The sequence below is a fragment of the Fulvivirga kasyanovii genome (genome assembly GCF_009711405.1).
Classification (GTDB): domain Bacteria; phylum Bacteroidota; class Bacteroidia; order Cytophagales; family Cyclobacteriaceae; genus Fulvivirga; species Fulvivirga kasyanovii.
On sequence record NZ_SMLW01000679.1, the window covers coordinates 11683 to 29371 of the forward strand.

14 protein-coding genes and 1 pseudogene are annotated in these 17689 nt (G+C 42.3%); 6 read left to right on the top strand and 9 right to left on the bottom strand.

Annotated features, from left to right (window positions below; genetic code table 11):
* Both E1163_RS29580 and E1163_RS29585 read left to right on the top strand, forming a co-directional pair.
* A partial coding sequence (locus tag E1163_RS29580) for a TraB/GumN family protein (protein WP_155177405.1) occupies positions 1-3377 on the top strand: 3377 nt, incomplete at its 5' end.
* Positions 3378-3403: 26 nt separating this feature from the next.
* On the top strand, positions 3404-4042 hold the full coding sequence (locus E1163_RS29585) for an alpha/beta hydrolase (RefSeq protein WP_155177305.1): 639 nt from the start codon (positions 3404-3406) through the stop codon (positions 4040-4042).
* Between the two features lie 3 nt (positions 4043-4045).
* On the opposite strand, the gene E1163_RS29590 is transcribed toward E1163_RS29585, so the two are convergent.
* From E1163_RS29590 to E1163_RS29605, 3 genes and pseudogenes are all read right to left on the bottom strand, one after another.
* On the bottom strand, positions 4046-4744 hold the full coding sequence (locus E1163_RS29590; protein WP_155177307.1) for a hypothetical protein: 699 nt from the start codon (positions 4742-4744) through the stop codon (positions 4046-4048).
* Positions 4745-4932: 188 nt separating this feature from the next.
* Positions 4933-6487 (bottom strand): annotated as a pseudogene (locus E1163_RS29600) (DUF6770 family protein).
* Between the two features lie 44 nt (positions 6488-6531).
* Positions 6532-7839, bottom strand: coding sequence for a M48 family metallopeptidase (locus E1163_RS29605; RefSeq protein WP_155177313.1), 1308 nt, complete (start codon positions 7837-7839; stop codon positions 6532-6534).
* A 323-nt stretch (positions 7840-8162) separates the two neighbouring features.
* Between E1163_RS29605 and E1163_RS29610 the strand changes: the two genes are divergently transcribed.
* Positions 8163-10088 (top strand): T9SS type A sorting domain-containing protein, encoded by a 1926-nt coding sequence (locus E1163_RS29610; protein ID WP_155177315.1) that lies wholly within the window; start codon positions 8163-8165, stop codon positions 10086-10088.
* A gap of 43 nt (positions 10089-10131) precedes the next feature.
* On the opposite strand, the gene E1163_RS29615 is transcribed toward E1163_RS29610, so the two are convergent.
* Positions 10132-10818, bottom strand: a complete 687-nt coding sequence (locus E1163_RS29615) for a transglutaminase-like domain-containing protein (protein WP_246223985.1) — start codon at positions 10816-10818, stop codon at positions 10132-10134.
* A 123-nt stretch (positions 10819-10941) separates the two neighbouring features.
* Here E1163_RS29615 and E1163_RS29620 point away from each other — a divergent pair, with 123 nt between their 5' ends.
* The gene (locus E1163_RS29620; RefSeq protein ID WP_155177317.1) at positions 10942-11562 is read left to right on the top strand and encodes a TetR/AcrR family transcriptional regulator; all 621 of its coding nucleotides are present in this window, start codon (positions 10942-10944) and stop codon (positions 11560-11562) included.
* Here the strand turns inward: E1163_RS29620 and E1163_RS29625 are convergent, their stop codons facing one another.
* Together E1163_RS29625 and E1163_RS29630 are read right to left on the bottom strand one after the other, a co-directional pair.
* Positions 11563-12480, bottom strand: coding sequence for an alpha/beta fold hydrolase (locus tag E1163_RS29625; protein WP_155177319.1), 918 nt, complete (start codon positions 12478-12480; stop codon positions 11563-11565).
* Between the two features lie 28 nt (positions 12481-12508).
* Positions 12509-13078 (bottom strand): helix-turn-helix transcriptional regulator, encoded by a 570-nt coding sequence (locus E1163_RS29630; protein ID WP_155177321.1) that lies wholly within the window; start codon positions 13076-13078, stop codon positions 12509-12511.
* Between the two features lie 160 nt (positions 13079-13238).
* Between E1163_RS29630 and E1163_RS29635 the strand changes: the two genes are divergently transcribed.
* Positions 13239-13625 (top strand): hypothetical protein, encoded by a 387-nt coding sequence (locus E1163_RS29635; RefSeq protein ID WP_155177322.1) that lies wholly within the window; start codon positions 13239-13241, stop codon positions 13623-13625.
* 82 nt (positions 13626-13707) lie between these two features.
* Positions 13708-15234, top strand: a complete 1527-nt coding sequence (locus E1163_RS29640; protein WP_155177323.1) for a hypothetical protein — start codon at positions 13708-13710, stop codon at positions 15232-15234.
* Between the two features lie 281 nt (positions 15235-15515).
* Here E1163_RS29640 and E1163_RS29645 read toward each other — a convergent pair whose 3' ends face one another.
* From E1163_RS29645 to E1163_RS29655, 3 genes are all read right to left on the bottom strand, one after another.
* A complete protein-coding gene (locus tag E1163_RS29645) occupies positions 15516-16139 on the bottom strand; it encodes an START domain-containing protein (protein ID WP_155177325.1) in 624 nt (207 codons plus the stop codon).
* 3 nt (positions 16140-16142) lie between these two features.
* Positions 16143-16553, bottom strand: coding sequence for a hypothetical protein (locus E1163_RS29650; protein WP_155177328.1), 411 nt, complete (start codon positions 16551-16553; stop codon positions 16143-16145).
* 88 nt (positions 16554-16641) lie between these two features.
* Positions 16642-17151: a Crp/Fnr family transcriptional regulator gene (locus E1163_RS29655; protein ID WP_246223986.1), complete on the bottom strand. Its 510-nt coding sequence runs from the start codon at positions 17149-17151 to the stop codon at positions 16642-16644.
* Positions 17152-17689 lie beyond the last annotated feature (538 nt).

A 17689-nucleotide genomic window follows, 5' to 3' on the forward strand; every position in this document is an offset into this window, starting at 1 on the left:
ATGGAAACGGGCTTAAATCCCCTTCCTATCTTTTCGGCACCATGCATGTGAAAGATGCACGCGCCTTTAACTTCAGCGATTCTGTTCTATATGCCATTGAAAAAACCGATTATTTTGCACTCGAACTCCAGCCGGACTCTATGCTCAATAATGTTTTCAACAAATACTTTGAAGACGACCAGACTTTCAGGCACCTCTTTGATGACAATGAATATGAAAAACTCAATGAGCGCTTCAAAGAAGAGAAGGGCTTTGACCTGGACAAGCTCAATATAAAAAACCCGATATTGATCCGTTCGCTCCTGACCCCTTCGGACAGTAAACCGGATGATAAACAGACTTTTGTTGATGCCTACCTCTATGGGATAGCCAAAACACTACAAAAAGAGGTGTTTGGACTGGAGAAGGTAGAAGACCAAACGGACATCTTCTTTGGTGCCTCACGGGAAGAGCAAAAGCAGGAACTGATGGAAGTACTGGAGTCAAACACCGAAGATTACCGCCGCAGCCTGGACTACATGACGGACGTCTACAGCCGGGGCAACATTGAAGAAATACAAAGGATGGTAGAACAATACGGCATCATGGACTCGATCATGATCCGCAGAAACCGTGTAATGACCAACAGCATGAAACGCCTCATGCACCAGTCACCTACCTTTGCGGCTGTAGGGTGTGCCCATTTGCCGGGTGAGAATGGTGTCATCCATATGCTTAGAAAAGAGGGTTATACGGTAAGCAAAGTAGATGCAACTTTCACCGGCGTAGCTGAATCATATAAAATAGACCCGTTGAAAATGCAATGGCATGATTTCAGGGACGAAGAGCTTGGCTACGCCTTAAAGATGCCTGGAATTCCGATACCTGCCGATATCTTTCCCGGCCTTAACATGATGATGTACCCTGACCTGATCTCGGAAACCGGCTTTTTTGTGATGACCATAGACCTCCGTGGAGCCAGCAAAACAGTTAACCGTGAGGAGATTGTAGATAAAATGGTAGATGGGTTTAAGGAAAAAAGTGGTTTTGAAGTTACTCAAAAGAGGGAAGTGACGAAAAATGGGATGCCTGCAACCGAAGTTATCGGTGAAAGTGCGACAGAGCACATGATCCTGCATATTACCATCAAGAATAATATTGTCTACTGCCAGTATGTAAACAGAAAAGAAACCGAGCCAGACAAAGACTACGTCAATTACTTTTTCAGCTCTCTGCGAACATTTGAGCCTCAAAGGCTTAAAGCTGCTGAATGGCAGGCCTATAGCAATAAAGACGCAGCATTTAAGGCCCTTTTTCCTATTCCTCCTAAGGAAACTCAAAGAACTTATGAAGAAAGCAATAACAAACTTGACCTAATCATTTCTACCGATATCAGGAATATGTCCAACTACATGGTGGCCTATAATGACTATCCCCTTGGTTACTACCTCGACGACAGACAGGAAGTTTTCAAGTCGCTGGTAGAGGAATATAACACTGTAGGCAACCTGCTCTCGGAGCCTGATACCATCTGGCTGCAAGGCGTGGAAGGCAGAGAGTATGAGGTCATGCTGGCGGATAAATATTATACCGTTTGCAGAGTGTACATCCGGGGCAACAGGGTGTACAAAGTACTGCACCAAAACCTGAACGAAAATGAACGGCACCTGCGACAAAATCACTTTCTCGATTCATTTGAGTTCATACCCTTTGACGATGAAGAACTGGAAGAGCATACTCCGGATGGGGAGAACTTCAAGCTGAAAATATTTCCTCAGCGGCAGGTCTCTGTCGACTCCGCGGTTGACCATACGTGGTATACAGCCAACACCACTACCTATACTTTAAAGGATGGCAAAACAGGAGGTGTTTACTCACTGGAATTCAGTGAGTTAAAAGATTTTTTTAAAGTGACTCATTTAGATAGTTTCTACACCAGGATCATCGATGATAACATTCTGGGCTGGACGGACTCCCTGGTGAGCTCGAAAGATGTTGTGCTTAACGGAGCCCCGGGTAAAGAGGTGGTTGCCATTAATAAATATAACCAGCAAAAGACACGCTACCGCTTCTGGCTTGACGATAAAAAGCTCTTTTACATGGCTGCCTATGTTGCAGAAGAAGCTCTTTTCAACAATGCGTCAAATACATTTTTTAACTCCTATACCCGCCCCAAGAAGCTTAGCAGCTTTGATGTCTATGCCTCTAAAGCTGACAAGATCATTAAAGGACTAAAATCTGCCGACAGCACGGTTTATCAGGCATCTCTCGGTGCATTCAATTATTACGAATTCACCCGTGAAGACCTGCCTCTGCTCTATGAAGGCCTGAACACCACCTATGCTGACGATAGCATAGAAGGCGGTGCAAGATGCAAAATGATAGAGGAACTGGCAGACATCGGCGAACCATCATCATTACGCTTTTTAAAGAAGCTATACGAAAACAAAAAGACCAACGACATCATCAAAGCCCATATCCTGTCAAGTGCTATTAAATTCCCGAATGATGAGGGCTTAGAGGTCTTTTTGGAGCTGTTCATTAACCACACCCCTGCCCAGTTGGGAAAAAAGGACTGGGCTGTATTCCGCACTTTTACAGATTCGCTTGATCTCGCAGTCAGGCATTTTGACAAGCTCCTGGAGCTAATGGAAAACGAAGAATACCGCTCCAATATTTTATCCATAGCTTCCGGCATGGCAGAGTCGGACAGTACACAACAGGTAGCTCTTATTGCTGGTCAGCTAGACCAGCTTACCCGTTTTGCCTTTGAAGACCTGAACAGCTATATCGAGATTGTGGATGCTGATACTTCAGAATATAACTATCACTACGACCCTAACATTACGCAATACCTGAGGCTGGCCAACAGCATTAAAAACAAGAGCTTTGCCTCAAAATTTACAGAACAGCTTCTGGCCAGTAAGATCACCGGATGGATGCGCACCCGTGCTGTCACGGCACAGATTTTCAATGATATTGAAGTGGATGACAAACTGCTTGATGAGCTGCTGACGGCCATGGACACGCGCTATTCTATTATGGAGAGCCTCGTAAAAGCAGGCAAGACCAATAAAATACCTAAGAAGTACAGAAGCCAGCAGGAGTTTGCCAGAACGTGCTTCTATGAATTCATGACCTATGAAGATGAAGTCCCTGATCAGGTCGAATTACTCGGCCACCTTGTAATAGACGATACCAAAGTCTACGTATTTTCCTTCTGGTACAATTATGATCAGGATGAAAAGTATATTGGCCTCTCAGGATTCTATCCTGTGGGCAGTAGTACACTGGACTTTGAAGGGCACCAATCCTACACGCCATATGAATACCTGCGTGAGGACTGGAAAGAGCAGGCCAGGCTGTATATTGAAGATTTGAAAGAGTACGGGTATTAATCTGAATTCAAGCAATTATCCGCTAAATGACCATATACGGCATACCCGGACTCGGAGCTGACGAAAGGGTTTTTCAGTATCTTCAAATGGACATAGTGCCCATACAATGGTTGGCCCCACTCCGAAGGGAGCGGCTTTCTGATTATGTTCTGCGACTTATAGCCCAGATAGATCAAACCCAGCCGTTTGTGCTATTGGGTGTTTCTTTTGGAGGTATGGTGGCTGTTGAAATGAACAAATTCATCAAACCGGAAAAAACCATCATCATCAGTTCTGCCGCTACTCACAAAGAGCTTCCGCAATTGGCAAGAGTGGTCGGCAAAACCGGAATTATTGATCTTCTACCGACATGGACGCTAAAGCCTCCCTCCTTTTTGGCCAATTACTTTTTTGGGATCGACACGGCAGAAGGCAAAGCACTTTTACGCTCAATCCTTAAATCAACGGATATACACTTTATGAAGTGGGCGATAAAACAGATAGCTCATTGGCAAAATGAAAATATCCCGGCAAAACTCGTCCGCATCCATGGCGAGCGGGACAGGCTATTGAAAATGCATATCGGGATCAATTATGAAGAAATCTGGGATGGCGGGCATTTAATGATCGTAGAGAAGGCCCATGAAGTTTCCCTCTGCATCCAAAAGCAGATGTCTGTAACCTAACCACTAAAGGAACCTTTTGATCTCTTCATCCTGGTAGGTACTTATCCCATGCTTCAGGTTGGGGTGAAAATAAGGCCTGTTGTGCACATGTCTGGCTATTTCCTCGGCTGATACCTCACCAACTCCTTCGCGTTTCTTTTCTTTGGTAGCTGTGGCTATTAAAAAGTCAAAACCTGCTGCCTCCTTAGGCCAGGGTGCATCAAGTTCACCTGTGCTGTGCACGCTGTATCTTTCCGTATTATTACTAAAATACCGGTACCCCGGCTCGTTCGTCTGCAGTTCGTTTTGCCATTGTTCCAAAACGTGAATTCTTGTTAACTTGTCTATGGCCGGATTTAATAGAACGGTACAAACACACCAGGCCCTTTCACTTTTGATAAAACTATTATCGAATTGCCCTTCCGCACGGGATATGGCCGTCACCTCTTCCTTAATTTCCCCAAAATGAGCGATGTTGGTGTTGCTGAAAGGTACAGCTTTGGCCACACCGGGCTTTACTCGCTTATCGAAGATCATAGTGTAGGTATTGCGCAATGAAAACCGGCCGTACCGGATCGGTACCTGTACATCAACAGTCTCTTTTAATTTTAACCTGCTCTGCCTCCAGCGCTTTCTTATTTGATCACCAGAATCCAGAACAAGATCATCCTGCCAAAATAATGAACCAATGAGCAAGGCCCCTCCTTTTAAGTTGAAATTCATATTTATCCGTTGGTATCCACTTTTACTATGTAAATGTGCAAAAGGGTATAAAAGTTTTAAACCATCTTATTTTTGGAACAGGATAAGGACCAGATGAGATTGGCAGGGTCAACCATTCTCCTCTTCTAAAAATAAAGAAGCCTCAAAACAATTATGCTTTGAGGCCTCTTTAGTTCATTATTTACACACTAGTAGTTGATCTTTTCCTGACGAACCTCTAAAGATTTTTCCTTTCTGTCATAAGCAAAGAGTACCACATAGCCTGGCTTACCGGGCATTACTCTCACCCAATCCCTGCCTTTGGGTCTTCCCAAAGGTATTTTGTCACTTGAGAATTTACCGTTGTAATAAGTGATAGCTCCAAAAACAAATTCGTTCTTTGCTCCTTGCTTCTTTTCGTAATCTACATAACCAATAGATGCGGTACCTTTTTCCGTACTCTTGCTGGTAAATGAATAATCAAACCCGCCATAGGCTTTCACCATGTTGCTGAGCATATGGATATTGGCAAAGCCATAGCCGTAAGGCAAAGTGAAGTCACTCTTTGTTTTCTCCACAAACTCCACAGTGTTGATACCAAAGTCTTTGTTAAAGTGGAATATGATCATATCGTTGATAACCATTTTCACTGTACTGGCTCCGCCGCCCATTGCCCTCATGGCTATGCCTGCCGCATCAGCAGCCTTTGTATTGCTCACCCACTGCAATGATTGATCCGTCAGGGTTTTGAATAATATCGTGGAAGAAGATAAACCCGTTTTTCTTGTCATTGCTTACCCGGCCGTCATTATCCACTGTCACGAACTTTCTGAAATCCTGTGCCCAGCTCAGGTATTTTTCACTTACAATATTACCCTGGCGATCTATTCTGTAATTAAAAAGGCCAAGTCCATTGTCCTTGATGGCTTTAACATCCGGTTCATAATATATACCGATGATGTTCACCAGACCTGACTCTTTATTGTAATACGCATTTAAAGGTTGTGCGCTATATTTTTCAGATTTAAAGTCAGTTTCGAACGCCTTAACACCAGTCTCTATGTCGTAAGCATTAACGGCAAATTCAACTTTAGTGCTCATACGCCCCGGACGCTTTGCCACAAGGTTAAAGATCAGGTCCTCTGAATTACACAGATAAGCAGCACTCTCGTAAGTTTTGGTATTGGTAGAAACCTTGTTCCAGTTCTTACCGCCTTTTTCTGAAGATATAAAATTGATGGCATACCCTTTACCAGAGTTGATCATGGCGTAATCAGCAAAACCTTTACCGGTAATATCGGCAAGGAAATTGGCCTCCTGGTTCGTACTAACCACATTATTGTAGTAGGCCAGCTCCATCCTGTCTGCTTCTCTCTCTGTTTTGCTGACCAACTCAGCATTCTTATCATAACTCATAAAAATCAGGCGCTTACCTTTAAAATCAATGAATTTAAGCATAATAGCCTCTCCATTGTAAACGCTTTCCAGCAAGGTCACATATTTGCTTTCCTCAATGGTTGTGGTTTTAAAGTCCTCAAGGTTTTCATCAAGGATCCTCAGTAAGTAAATGTTTTTGCCTTTGGCTCCTTTGTCCACGTTGTAAAACATGAAGTATCCTCTGACCTCATTGTTTTCTACGATAGTACCTGAGCTTCTTAATCTGATGCTAAGGATATCGTCAAACTTCCTGCCCTGGGCATTTGCATTAAAGTTAACTGCAGCCGATGTCATCAGCATACAGAGAAGAAATACTAATTTTCTCATTATAAGTTGTTAAAGTATAGAGTGTGATAAAAAATTCATAGGTGTTAATTCCCGGATAATTTGGCAGAATGTGGAAACTTCTCAGTGTAAGCGGCCTCTACTTTGTCGCGTACATCTTCGATCTCCATTTCATGACTGATTTTCCAGAGCATCCGGTAATGGCCTTCATCCTCTTTGTTGAAAAAACTATCTCTGTTGATATAATTGAAAGCAATGTAACCTATCTCTGAAAGCCGGAGATTGTTTAAAAATGTGTACACATCTTCCATCAGATGAGGCTGATATTTAGATACAGAGACATACCGGCTAAAAGTATGTTCTTTTCTGGCTGTATAGAGGTTTAGGAAAAGCTGCGCCAGCAGGGATTTTAGAAACTTGTTGTCAGGATACTTTTCCAGCATCTGTAATGTATAAAACATGGCCTGTCCATAATCTTCGAGCATAAAAGTGCTGTATGGTATCTCCATGTCAACCCGCTGTTGCAGGCTCTCGGGCAGTTTGTACGACGTAGCCCTGGCCTCCCCCTTGAACAATGAATCCAGATATTGTATCCTTAAGGCTATATCCGGATGGGACTGAACGGAGTCGGGGTTAAATATAAAGCTGTCGCCACTGCTTTTACCAAATGCACTCTTCGGTTTGGAAAGCCAGGAATCGTTAAACGGGTATTGCGTGAAGTTGAAAAATTTCCTGATATCAGGTTTGTTACGATACTCAGGATAAGCCGATGAATCGAGCATAGTGAGTACTCCGTCATAGATCTTCCAATTATATTTGGTGTTTCTCAGCAGTTCAACGGCAAGCGAATCCGCCTGCTTTTCATATTGCCTGGAGTACCTGTAACCTTCATAAGTAAGACTCCTCAGCACTTCCAGCTTACCTGACTCTTCCACGGCCGTTTTTAAATTTTTATCGCTCAGGCGCTCCATTGAAGCCCTGATCCTCAGGTTAGCATGGTCCAGGAGCTGGTGGGCCATTTCGTGTGCCATTACAAAGGCCAGCTCATCCCGGGAAGATACCCTGCCTAAGAGACCCAGGTTAATTACCATAGTACCCTCACCCCAACATTGAGCGTTAACTGCCGGCGACCTTGATATCAGTAATCTTACCGGATAGCCCTCATGAGGATTGGTTGTTTTTATTTCTTCATAAATATCCCGAATAATAGCGTTCAATTCTTTATCACTCAGAAAATGGCCGGATTTAATCAGCGATATCAATGACTCGGCCCGGCTGTCGTAGATATCCTTCATCTCCGACCGCACCTGCCTGGGGGCATTTTTTTTCAGTGCTGCAATGTCCGCCTCAATAGCAGTGATCAATACATACTGCTCTCCGGAAAGGGAATCCATCGGAGTATAATTTTCTTCAAACTGGGCCTGTGCTGAGGTAAATACAAATAGAACAAGAAAAGCTAAAAAAGGGAGTACTTCATTTTTTACAGAGAAAAACCAACGTGTCACAAAAGTATTATCAAATAAACATTTTTCAACATTAAAATATCATTTTTTCATACAGCATGAGCCTGAGATTTTAACAATATATTACAAATGCCAGTTTTACCCCGCCTGTGCAGCAAATCCCCATTGATTAAGGGTTCAATAATTTGTAAATTAAGATTAATGGTATGCATGCATACCAGATAAAATAAACCCCCAACCTAAACCCTAACCCTATGAAAACCAAATTCAATTTACTGCTGTTGATAATGCTGCTCCTTTTACATGAAGCACACGCACAATTTGATAATCCTGACATAGAAGACTATGGGACGCCCCGGGAGATAAACCTTAGCCATCCGGATACTGATGAGGGCGTACAACTTATACCAGTCGGCATTGACTTGTGGGAAGGCGACGATGTTAATACCATATACTATGGACAAATCCCTCCCAATGCTCAGGATAAACCCGTTATGGTATTTGTGCATGGCTACGCTACCAATGCCAGCGTCTGGTTTAAAGGCGATGATAATATGTACTGGGATGTTTACCGCGATGGCTACCGATCTGCATTCGTATCCCTGACCCCAAACCGACACATGTGGACTAACGGCCATATGCTTGCCAATATGCTCGACCGGATCATCGCCCGCTATGGAAACAGCGAGATCGTACTGGTCGGATGGAGTAAAGGTGCTGTTGATATCGACGCAGCCCTGGTGCATTCCGGTGCCAATACAAAAGTTTCGCAGGTATTCACACTCAGTGCCCCTCATTACGGAACGGGTATTGCCGAGTTGGCCAACAGTGTATTGCTCAGCCTTGTCAACATCATATTCATGCAAAACAATGATGCCACGGTTTGTCTGAAACGAGGCTATATGAATTATTTCCGTTCGCTTACGGATGAACACATTAACAATACAGTACACTACACCACCATGGGTGCCTGGGGCAACGGTCCGCTCAACAGGCTTATCATTCCCCAGGGCTACCTCTACCTTGCCGGTGGCAGCAAAGCCTCGGGGGGAAATGACGGTGTAGTCCCCTACTCCGGCAGCAGGAGGCCCGGTGGTACGGAGCTGTTTGGCGGGCAGAGAAAAGAGTACCTGCTTGGATTTATCCCTTACTACACCGGACCAGACGAAACCAACCTGGATCACTATGAAATCACCCGGGGAAGCAAGGCCTGGCCACACATTAAGGCTAACCTCAATAATGTAAATCAAAGCAGCCCCACTCCCACGCGGTATAACCCTAACGCCAATGTGGTGAGCAGCATGCAAATAATCACCGGCGGCTCGGGTAAAAGCGCTTTTATGATAGAAGATAACGTACAAAAGGTATCCATATTAATTTCAGGAAAGGGCAATGGACACATTGTAAAAAGTGAAAATGGAAGGACTATTCAGGCCAAAAGCCCTATAGCTGAACGGCTGCAAGGCAACAACCTGCAAACGGTTTACGAATTTGCACCCGACGACCAGGGTAAATATTGGATAGAATCTGACGAACCATTTACTGCCCTTATCTCTACCGAAGGTGGCATAGAGGCACACTTAAATACAGGTCTGTCTGACAATAAATTGATTTATCAATCCGGGGAAACCATCCAACTCTCCCTGACCCTCTCGGCTACAAATAATGCCCATGTGAAAGAGGCTACTGTTACAGGCACTATTACACGTACTACTGACCTGAAACTGAAGCGAACAGATGATAGCACAATAATTGTATCGTTCAGGGAAATTGGTGGAAAGTACATCGCAGATATCAATGAGAACCTGTACGCAGGGATCTACGATATTGTGGTGAATGCTGAGGGAAACTCGTTTGCCAAAACCGTTCTTACCAGTATTGCCGTAGCAGGTGAACCTGTCCGAAAGTCAGCCACGGAACCGTCATCATTGTCGATTGACAATATTTATCCCAACCCTGCCAAAAACAGTGTTAATATTCAGGTACAGGTTAAATCAGAAAACGCCACGCTGGAAGTTTATGACCTGTTTGGCCGAAAAGTGAAACAATTTGATCTGGAGAACAAACTGGGAAAGGTTGACGTGCAATGGAATGCCCTGAGTGATATAGAGCCTGGTTTGTATATTCTACAGCTTAGCCAGGGTAATAAAAAGATTACCAGAAAATTCGTGGTAGAGTAACTGCTTGTGTGTCAAAAGCCGGTTCCGGTCAAGGAGCCGGCTTTTATGATTTAATGGCCGATAAGCTTTCAGGTACATTAAGATTAATCGAACGCTGATCTATAATAACTTTGGCCAAATGTGGATAATGCCTGACCAGCTCGTCAATGAACATATCATACGGTATATCATTGAAAGTGCCATAATCGTGTACATACTCCATGAATTTCCCTCCTGATTTGCTGTACTGCTGAAATACGGCATGCTCGTGACCATCAAATTCCAAAGGCTCCACGTTCAATTTATCGCAAAGGCCTTTATTGAACACGGGCGTAACCTTGACCCATTGGTCATTCAGCCATATCTCTGCATAACCATGAAAAACCAAAAGATTGGTTTTCAACACTTCCTCAAGTTTGGCCGTACCGATATGGTTTTTCACGTTGGCAAAGCCCATTCGGGACGGAACCCCTAAAACGCGGGCTCCGGCTGCAAACAGTCCGCTTTTTTCAATACAGTAGCCATAATTGCGACTAACGATATGGCTGGCCTTAATGGCTTCCTTAGTAAAATCGAGCCGGTAAGGGTCATACCAGAAGCCATCCCTTACTGCATAGTAAAGCGCTTTTATTTTATCGTTGACAGTGTCATATCTTGCCGTTTTCTCCTGCACAAATCTGATCACATCCGGGTGATCAGAATTAATATATGTTCCCGGGTTGAGGTATTTTTCCAGCATCTCTTTAGTCATAATCACACAATTAGGCATTTATGCCTAAAACAAAGATAATTACCATAGAGCATAATTAGGCATAAATGCCTAATTTTTTAATTCGTATTATTTTTATAGTATTGTCTATAAACTGCGGGATACATGGGGACTAAGGAAAGAATATTGGAAAAGGCTCTTCAACTGTTTAATGAAAAAGGCATAACTGCCGTTTCAAGTAAACATATCAGCGATGAGCTGGGCATCAGCTATGGCAACCTATGTTATCATTTTCCCAGGAAGGACGACATCATTCTTCAACTTTACTTCAATATGCAGCAGCGTGTAGATGACCAGTTTAAGAATATTGAGAAAGAGGTGCTGAATTTTGAATTTATGCTAAGCCGGCTCAAAGTTTTGTTTGAAGAGATCTATCGCTACAAGTTTATTTATCTGGGTATTACCAAAGTGGTAAGGCACTTCGACCATATCAAAAGGCATGCTCAGCAGCAAATGCAAATGCGCCGGGAGCTGCTTCATAATGTTGGTGATTTTCTTGTAGAGCAGGGCTACATGAAGCCCTTCAAAGCCCAAAAGCATAAGGACATGCTGGTGAATGCCCTGCTTATGATCACCAACTCATGGGTGTCTGATGCGGAAACCTTCTATACCGGCCACGAAGAAGACAAGGTTGACTACTACATGCAATTGTACTTTAACCTCATCCACCCCTTCCTTACCGAAAAGGGCAGAGAGGGTTTTCAAAAAGTTTACAAGCCTGCTTAATCAGACAGGCAATTGTTCGGGTGACAACAGCGAACGCCAGATCATCGATTCCTCTTCTCCTTCATCAGCACCTAGAAAGTGTCCTTTACCCTGAATGAAATGTGCGTTACAATCAGGAAGCAAATCCGCCAGCTCTCTGATGGGTTCAATGGGCGCCAGTGTATCATCGGTGCCATGCCAGATTACCACCTTAGTTTTAATTTGACTGCTGTCAAATCCCCAATCACCGGATAACATGGCGGCCTCCCTGACCACCTCATATGCAGAATACTCAAAAGCTGTTTTCATATGCAATAAATAGAAATCAGCAAACCCTGCGCTCAGCACCACCTTCCGGTCACTTTCACAAAGATGGGACATGTTTGACTGTGTACCCTTTACAAATTTATCAGGCTTTTTATAGATCATGGCCCGCTGATATTTATAGGAATACCTGAGTAATGCCGGCCATTTACCTGACAACCAGAAGAACATGCGATTCGACCTGCACATCCCCTTTGGAGCCCTCCGGTTTTTAAACATGTTGATCGTGGCTACCAGGCCCGCAACTTCTACCCTTTCCGGCATACAGTAGGCACAGGCTGCTGCATAAACACCGCCCCCCGAAACTCCCATCACCGAAAACCTGTCGACATTCAATTGATCCGCCAGCTCCTTAATATCATCAGCATAATCGAGTATTGTTCTTCCGGGCTTCGGGTCAGACAATCCGTAACCCGGACGATCGGGAGCAATCAGGCGTAGTCCTATAGCCCGGGCATTATGGCTGTCGTCAGCGTACCATAGCCGCGATCCCGGCGTGCCATGAAACAAAAAGACCGGGAAGCCCTCAGGGTCTCCATATTCCGCATAACACAGTTTTCTTCCATCACCAAGCACAATAAAGCGCCTGGTTCTGCTTTCGGCAGCACTTTTCATAAGTTAAAGAATTAAATAATGATTAAAGTCAATCCAGGAATCTGGCTCTTAACGTTTTAGATAGATCAAAAGCGAACTCAAAATTAAATCGTGACTCCACTTTGCGGGAGCCAGTGTACCCTTCCCTGGGCGAAATGATGCAAACCTGAAGATCGGTGAGTTGGCTTTTGCTGAACACTGAATTTGTAATTGCTTCATTGGTAAGATAATACAGGTCTTCAATGTTACGGGAACCCGCCACCACTAAAGGGGCTGAGGCCTCTGTATTTTCACCGATAAGGTATAAAAGGGACTGAAGGTCTCCCGGCGCAATGTGACAGTGCTTTTTAAATGTTCGTGAGAATGTTTCGTAATTTTTGAAGCCGAGATGAAAGGCTATATCCTGAACCTGATTGTTTCGGTCTTTAATCAGTTCCAACCCTTCCTTCACCTTACAAAGTTCCACATACTGCCCCGGAGTATATCCAACAACCTGTTTAAAGCTACGGTGAAAGTGGACAGGAGAAACACAGGCCACATCAGCCAACAAGCTTAAATCAAGTGGTTTGTGCAGATTACTCTTTATATAAATCAGCGTATGTTCTATTCTGTCCTTCATCGTGCTATTGCATTAGTTAACAATACAAACTTACTGGCAAACCGGGCAAATGGATATGACGATTTTTATCATTCTTCAGAAATTAAAGACCTTAAATATAATTAATTAGAAAGTAAAATTTAACTATTTTAGACATCATCCCTTTATTAACTACTTCTACATGAATAAATTACTTATACTAATTGCACTTGTTTTGTCCTCACTTGCTGCCAATGGGCAGGAACTCAACTGCCAGGATTTTAGAAATGGAAAGTTTAGGCTAAGCTCCGAATATGGCGATTTCATTATTACGCGAAAAGCAGGAAAGCAAATAGAATACAGTGAAAAGTTTGGTACAATCATGGAATTAAGGGTGGATTGGATCAATGAGCGTACTTACAGACTTCAATTCGTTAAAATATTAAAGAACCCTCAGAATATGGATTTTCCGGATTTTTCAGATTTGACTGTCGAGATAATAAAAACAACCGACAATTCATACACTCAGAGGTCATCATCGGATGACTACGAATTGGTGTTGGAATCTGAACTCGTGAGGATAGAATAGTCCATGAGGCTAAAATATGGCCTGTAAGACCATATCGCCTATACTCTTTCAAAGACTCAGTTTTTCACATTTTAACTTATTTATGCCTATCTCCAAAGGGTTTTTAAGATCTTCAAGCGGATATTTTAACAGACAGTGGATACTGACCGGCATCCTGCTGGGCTTGTTGACAGCCCTGGTTCTTTATGCCTTTTCGATTCAGTTTATGGAGTTGTTTAGGTTATTTGCTTATGAACTCATGGGCAACGTAATCATTTTAAAGCAGGGTGAAATTGTATTCTACAACTTCTTTTATGCGGCAATTGCCTCCATTGTTGGAGCCAGTGCAGGATTACAGTTCTTAATCCAAAATTCGATAAGGTGGTCTGAGCCCAAACTTAAGGTTAGTGCGTTTCTTATCCTCAAAAATCAATACTTCAACATCTGGAATTGGCTATACTTTTATGGTAAAGCTTTTATACTCGCAGGAATACTCTTCTGGACGCTACCCATTCATTACGATATAGATTTTTACAGTGAGTACTACTACTTCTTTATCGCATTTGCCCTGCTTATGTACCTGAATTTGTGGCAGGATATGTACCGCCTGCTTCGCAGACGGTTGCTGAAATGTATTTTCATCACAACCGTATTAATTATTGCAAACTGTCTCCTTATCACACGGCTGAACATTGTAGATCATACAAAGATCAACACAATCATACTATCCAAAACTATCTCTTATAAATATAGAGTGACGCCTCCCAAAACCGAAGCAATGGACATTAACTCAGATTTCGGTACGGTAAAAAGCCACATTTATATAGGATTTAGTCAGTATACAGATACGTTAACCCCTAGAATTATTCTAAAGGATTATAAAAGCAGCCATTTTAGCTCCGTAGATCAGCAGGATTTGGTGTACTACCTGAAAGAGGAAAGTGATCGGGTGGATGCTTATTTTGCAGAAGACCACATTGTCGCGCTTCATATTGACGGTGCAGTAAAAATGCATTTTGTAAATGAGCTAAAAGACATATTGAAAGCAAATAATTTTAGACGTATCAGGTATGTCTCAACACCGCGATTTAGCAGGTATCCAGCTAATTATCCCGGCTTTGATAAATATGGTTTAAATATTCTCTTACCAGTCAACTGCGATTTTATTACAGGGCAGGTAGATTCTCTAAAGGCATTAGGATACTCGGGAAGTCAGGTGCGGTTTCCTGATCTCCCCTGCTATTTCGGGGCTGAAATTAAAAACTATAACAGAGTTAAACTGGATATTAACCCTGATAGCTTGCTACTCAACGGAAACCCAGTAACACCTCAACATCTAAGTTCTTTCGTATATAGCCTCTTTAAAAAATATGAACAAAATGCCCTGGTCCTTTTAAAAATAAACCCGGAATCTACTTTTGAGCAATACATGCAGGCCATGGATCTTTTAAGAAAACCAGTCCTGCAACTGCGAAACCTGGAAGCCATAAAACTAACCGGGGAAGTATACAGTTCCCTACCTCCGTATGACTTCGGCTACAATACCATGAAGCAAATAAAAGATCGATACCCTTTTAACTTTTATGAAATGTCGGAAGCTGATAGCTATCTGTACGACTTTGTAAAGTAGTATGGGTATGTGTGTTGGTTCAGAATGATTGCTAACACTACTAAACAACGGCTTTGCTAAACTTTGGCAGTTTGGTAAAGCTTAACCGCGAAGAAGTATTGACAGCAGTGATACTGCTAAACCGCAGAAATCCCACCCCTTCGGGGCTTATATCTTATTCGGTTAAATTAACAAAAGGCTACACCTTTTGCTGATAGATAGCGCCCTCTTAGGATTGGGTGCGTTTGTCTCCTCACTTCCAGTAGAGTCTCTCGAAGACTCTGTGGCAATGATAGTATTTGTTATCTGCTGTCTTGTTTTTCTTTAAGAATTGTTCTTAAGCCTGAAAGTGTTTTAAACGGGAGTTCAGCAATTGAATTATTTGCCAGCCACGCCGGCACGTTATCACCAGGCTCGGAGTGAAATACGTAGGTAATTTCTATCTGCTTGCCCAGAGGTCTCAACAATATATATCCTTCTGCTTTTTGCATTCTCACAATCCCATCCTTTTCAGGTATATAATCTGGCACTCCAAGTAGGTGTATTTTGGTTGTATCAGGATTTGATGCGTCAATTGACATTTTATAGACCATATCTCTATTTTTGTAAGGCCAGGGGAACATGGTTTCAACATAGTTGTACTGCTCGTCTTTATATTGTTCCAAAAGCTTAGATGTTTTAGTGAAGCCATACCATTTGGCATAGTTGTCGGCATCTCTCAATACTTTAATGATTTCAACCATGGAAGTTTCTATGAGTACAATACCCTTGAAGGATTTGAAATCTGAACCTTTTTTATCTCTTGTATAAATTTTTATTTCGTCCTTGTCCTTATCCATTTCCCATGCCCCCTGAGCTTTAGACTCAAATAAAAAGAATGTCAAAATGCTAATCAGCGATACTAGGATCCTAACGTTTATTACCATCGTCTACAAGATTGGTTCCCCGGTTTTGAATAATCGAAAGAAGTAGTACAAAAACAGAAGCGCAAAGATGAAATCACCAATTATCACTATAAAAACAACGGGGCCGGCTATGTCTGACAAATAAAGTTTAAGCAATGAAATAGCAAAACCAATTTTTCCTATTCCGCCTACAATAACAATACCTGTATGCCTGAGAGGATTATATGCAACAATTGAATAACCAATAAAATACACCAAAGTTGTGCCCCAGGCACCTTGATATATTGCGTAGTAAAGCGTGTCTGATAGTTCTCGGTTAAAAAAACCTTGAAACGTATATGCTGTATTAAAGTAGCCAAAAATTGCACCTATGAGGTTCCATATGGCTGAGATGATAAACAGCGTTCTAAAAAAAGTAATTTCCTTATTTTCCATTACAATAAAGTTTGGGGGTTTAATAAACTCTATTGCAAAGTAAGGTTGTAAACAAGCTAAATGCATTTACATATGTAAAGGAATATAGCTACCGGGATAGGCTCTTTCTTATTCTACTTAATTGTGTCGGACTGATACCCAGGTAAGCGGCAATATGATACTGCGGTATTTTTAGTTCAATACCGGGGTACTCTTCACGCAGGATTAAATAGCGCTTATCAGCATCAAGTAAGGCCATTTCAATTTCCTTTTTTTCATTGCTTAAAAAAAAGCTTTCGGCTATCGTTCTTCGCAATCGCTCAATCTCATAATTACCTTCCGATAGTTCTTCAATTTTTTGAAAGGAAGCTTTCCAGATTTTACAATCTGTTAGTGCCTGCTGGGCAACCTCATTTTTTTGCTTACTGATGAGTGATGCATACGAACCTATAATAGAGGGAGCTGAAAAAAAGGTTTTGTTGTATTCCTTGCCGTCAATATTAATGTAATAAGCCCTGACAATACCCGTTTCTAAAAAAGCGATTTCTTTTGCGAACTCACCTTTCTTTATAAAGAATTCTCCTTTCCGGAGTTCATCCGAAACAAAAATACTACTCATTAGGCCAATTGTTTTTTCAGAAAGAGGCATAATGTTAGTGAAGAATGTAATGATATTTTCCACAAGGAGATATTTCAGGTTGGTAACCAGCAGGCAACGTTTTACAGTGGTGTCGTGCAGAATTACAAAGCAATTTCAAATCGATTTACACCCGATCTTTTTTCGAGCTGTAACTCTCGAAAACTACTAAAACCCGCATGCACTATATCAAGCGTTGTGCTTTTTCTTTTTTATAAATCTAATAATTTGTAAGGAAATAATTACAATTAATATTCCATTCTAAAATGATATGCGCCAGCTACCATGTTATAAAAGGTCGGTTACGAGTCGGTTGAAAATGAATTGAAATGAATTTGCTGAAGTGGTAACCATGTCAAAACTTCCTCTGTCGGCGCGGAGAAGGCATTCAAGCTAATGCCAGCAAGCCTTTGCAGGATGAGGTGATGCGCAGAAAGGGGGCACCTCAGCTTTGTGATTATTACCCTCAGCCGGTGCTTCAGGGCAGTACAGCTTTACCAAACTTTCGGAAGTTTAGTAA

What these genes read in the sequence shown, in the direction of transcription:
- E1163_RS29635 (WP_155177322.1), top strand. Translation starts at nt 13,239, where the DNA reads ATGAATAAATTACTTATACTAATTGCACTTGTTTTGTCCTCACTTGCT.
- E1163_RS29590 (WP_155177307.1), bottom strand. Translation starts at nt 4,744, where the DNA reads ATGAATTTCAACTTAAAAGGAGGGGCCTTGCTCATTGGTTCATTATTT.
- E1163_RS29615 (WP_246223985.1), bottom strand. Translation starts at nt 10,818, where the DNA reads ATGACTAAAGAGATGCTGGAAAAATACCTCAACCCGGGAACATATATT.
- E1163_RS29625 (WP_155177319.1), bottom strand. Translation starts at nt 12,480, where the DNA reads ATGAAAAGTGCTGCCGAAAGCAGAACCAGGCGCTTTATTGTGCTTGGT.
- E1163_RS29605 (WP_155177313.1), bottom strand. Translation starts at nt 7,839, where the DNA reads ATGGATTCCCTTTCCGGAGAGCAGTATGTATTGATCACTGCTATTGAG.
- E1163_RS29630 (WP_155177321.1), bottom strand. Translation starts at nt 13,078, where the DNA reads ATGAAGGACAGAATAGAACATACGCTGATTTATATAAAGAGTAATCTG.
- E1163_RS29585 (WP_155177305.1), top strand. Translation starts at nt 3,404, where the DNA reads ATGACCATATACGGCATACCCGGACTCGGAGCTGACGAAAGGGTTTTT.
- E1163_RS29620 (WP_155177317.1), top strand. Translation starts at nt 10,942, where the DNA reads ATGGGGACTAAGGAAAGAATATTGGAAAAGGCTCTTCAACTGTTTAAT.
- E1163_RS29640 (WP_155177323.1), top strand. Translation starts at nt 13,708, where the DNA reads ATGCCTATCTCCAAAGGGTTTTTAAGATCTTCAAGCGGATATTTTAAC.
- E1163_RS29650 (WP_155177328.1), bottom strand. Translation starts at nt 16,553, where the DNA reads ATGGAAAATAAGGAAATTACTTTTTTTAGAACGCTGTTTATCATCTCA.
- E1163_RS29610 (WP_155177315.1), top strand. Translation starts at nt 8,163, where the DNA reads ATGAAAACCAAATTCAATTTACTGCTGTTGATAATGCTGCTCCTTTTA.
- E1163_RS29655 (WP_246223986.1), bottom strand. Translation starts at nt 17,151, where the DNA reads ATGAGTAGTATTTTTGTTTCGGATGAACTCCGGAAAGGAGAATTCTTT.
- E1163_RS29645 (WP_155177325.1), bottom strand. Translation starts at nt 16,139, where the DNA reads ATGGTAATAAACGTTAGGATCCTAGTATCGCTGATTAGCATTTTGACA.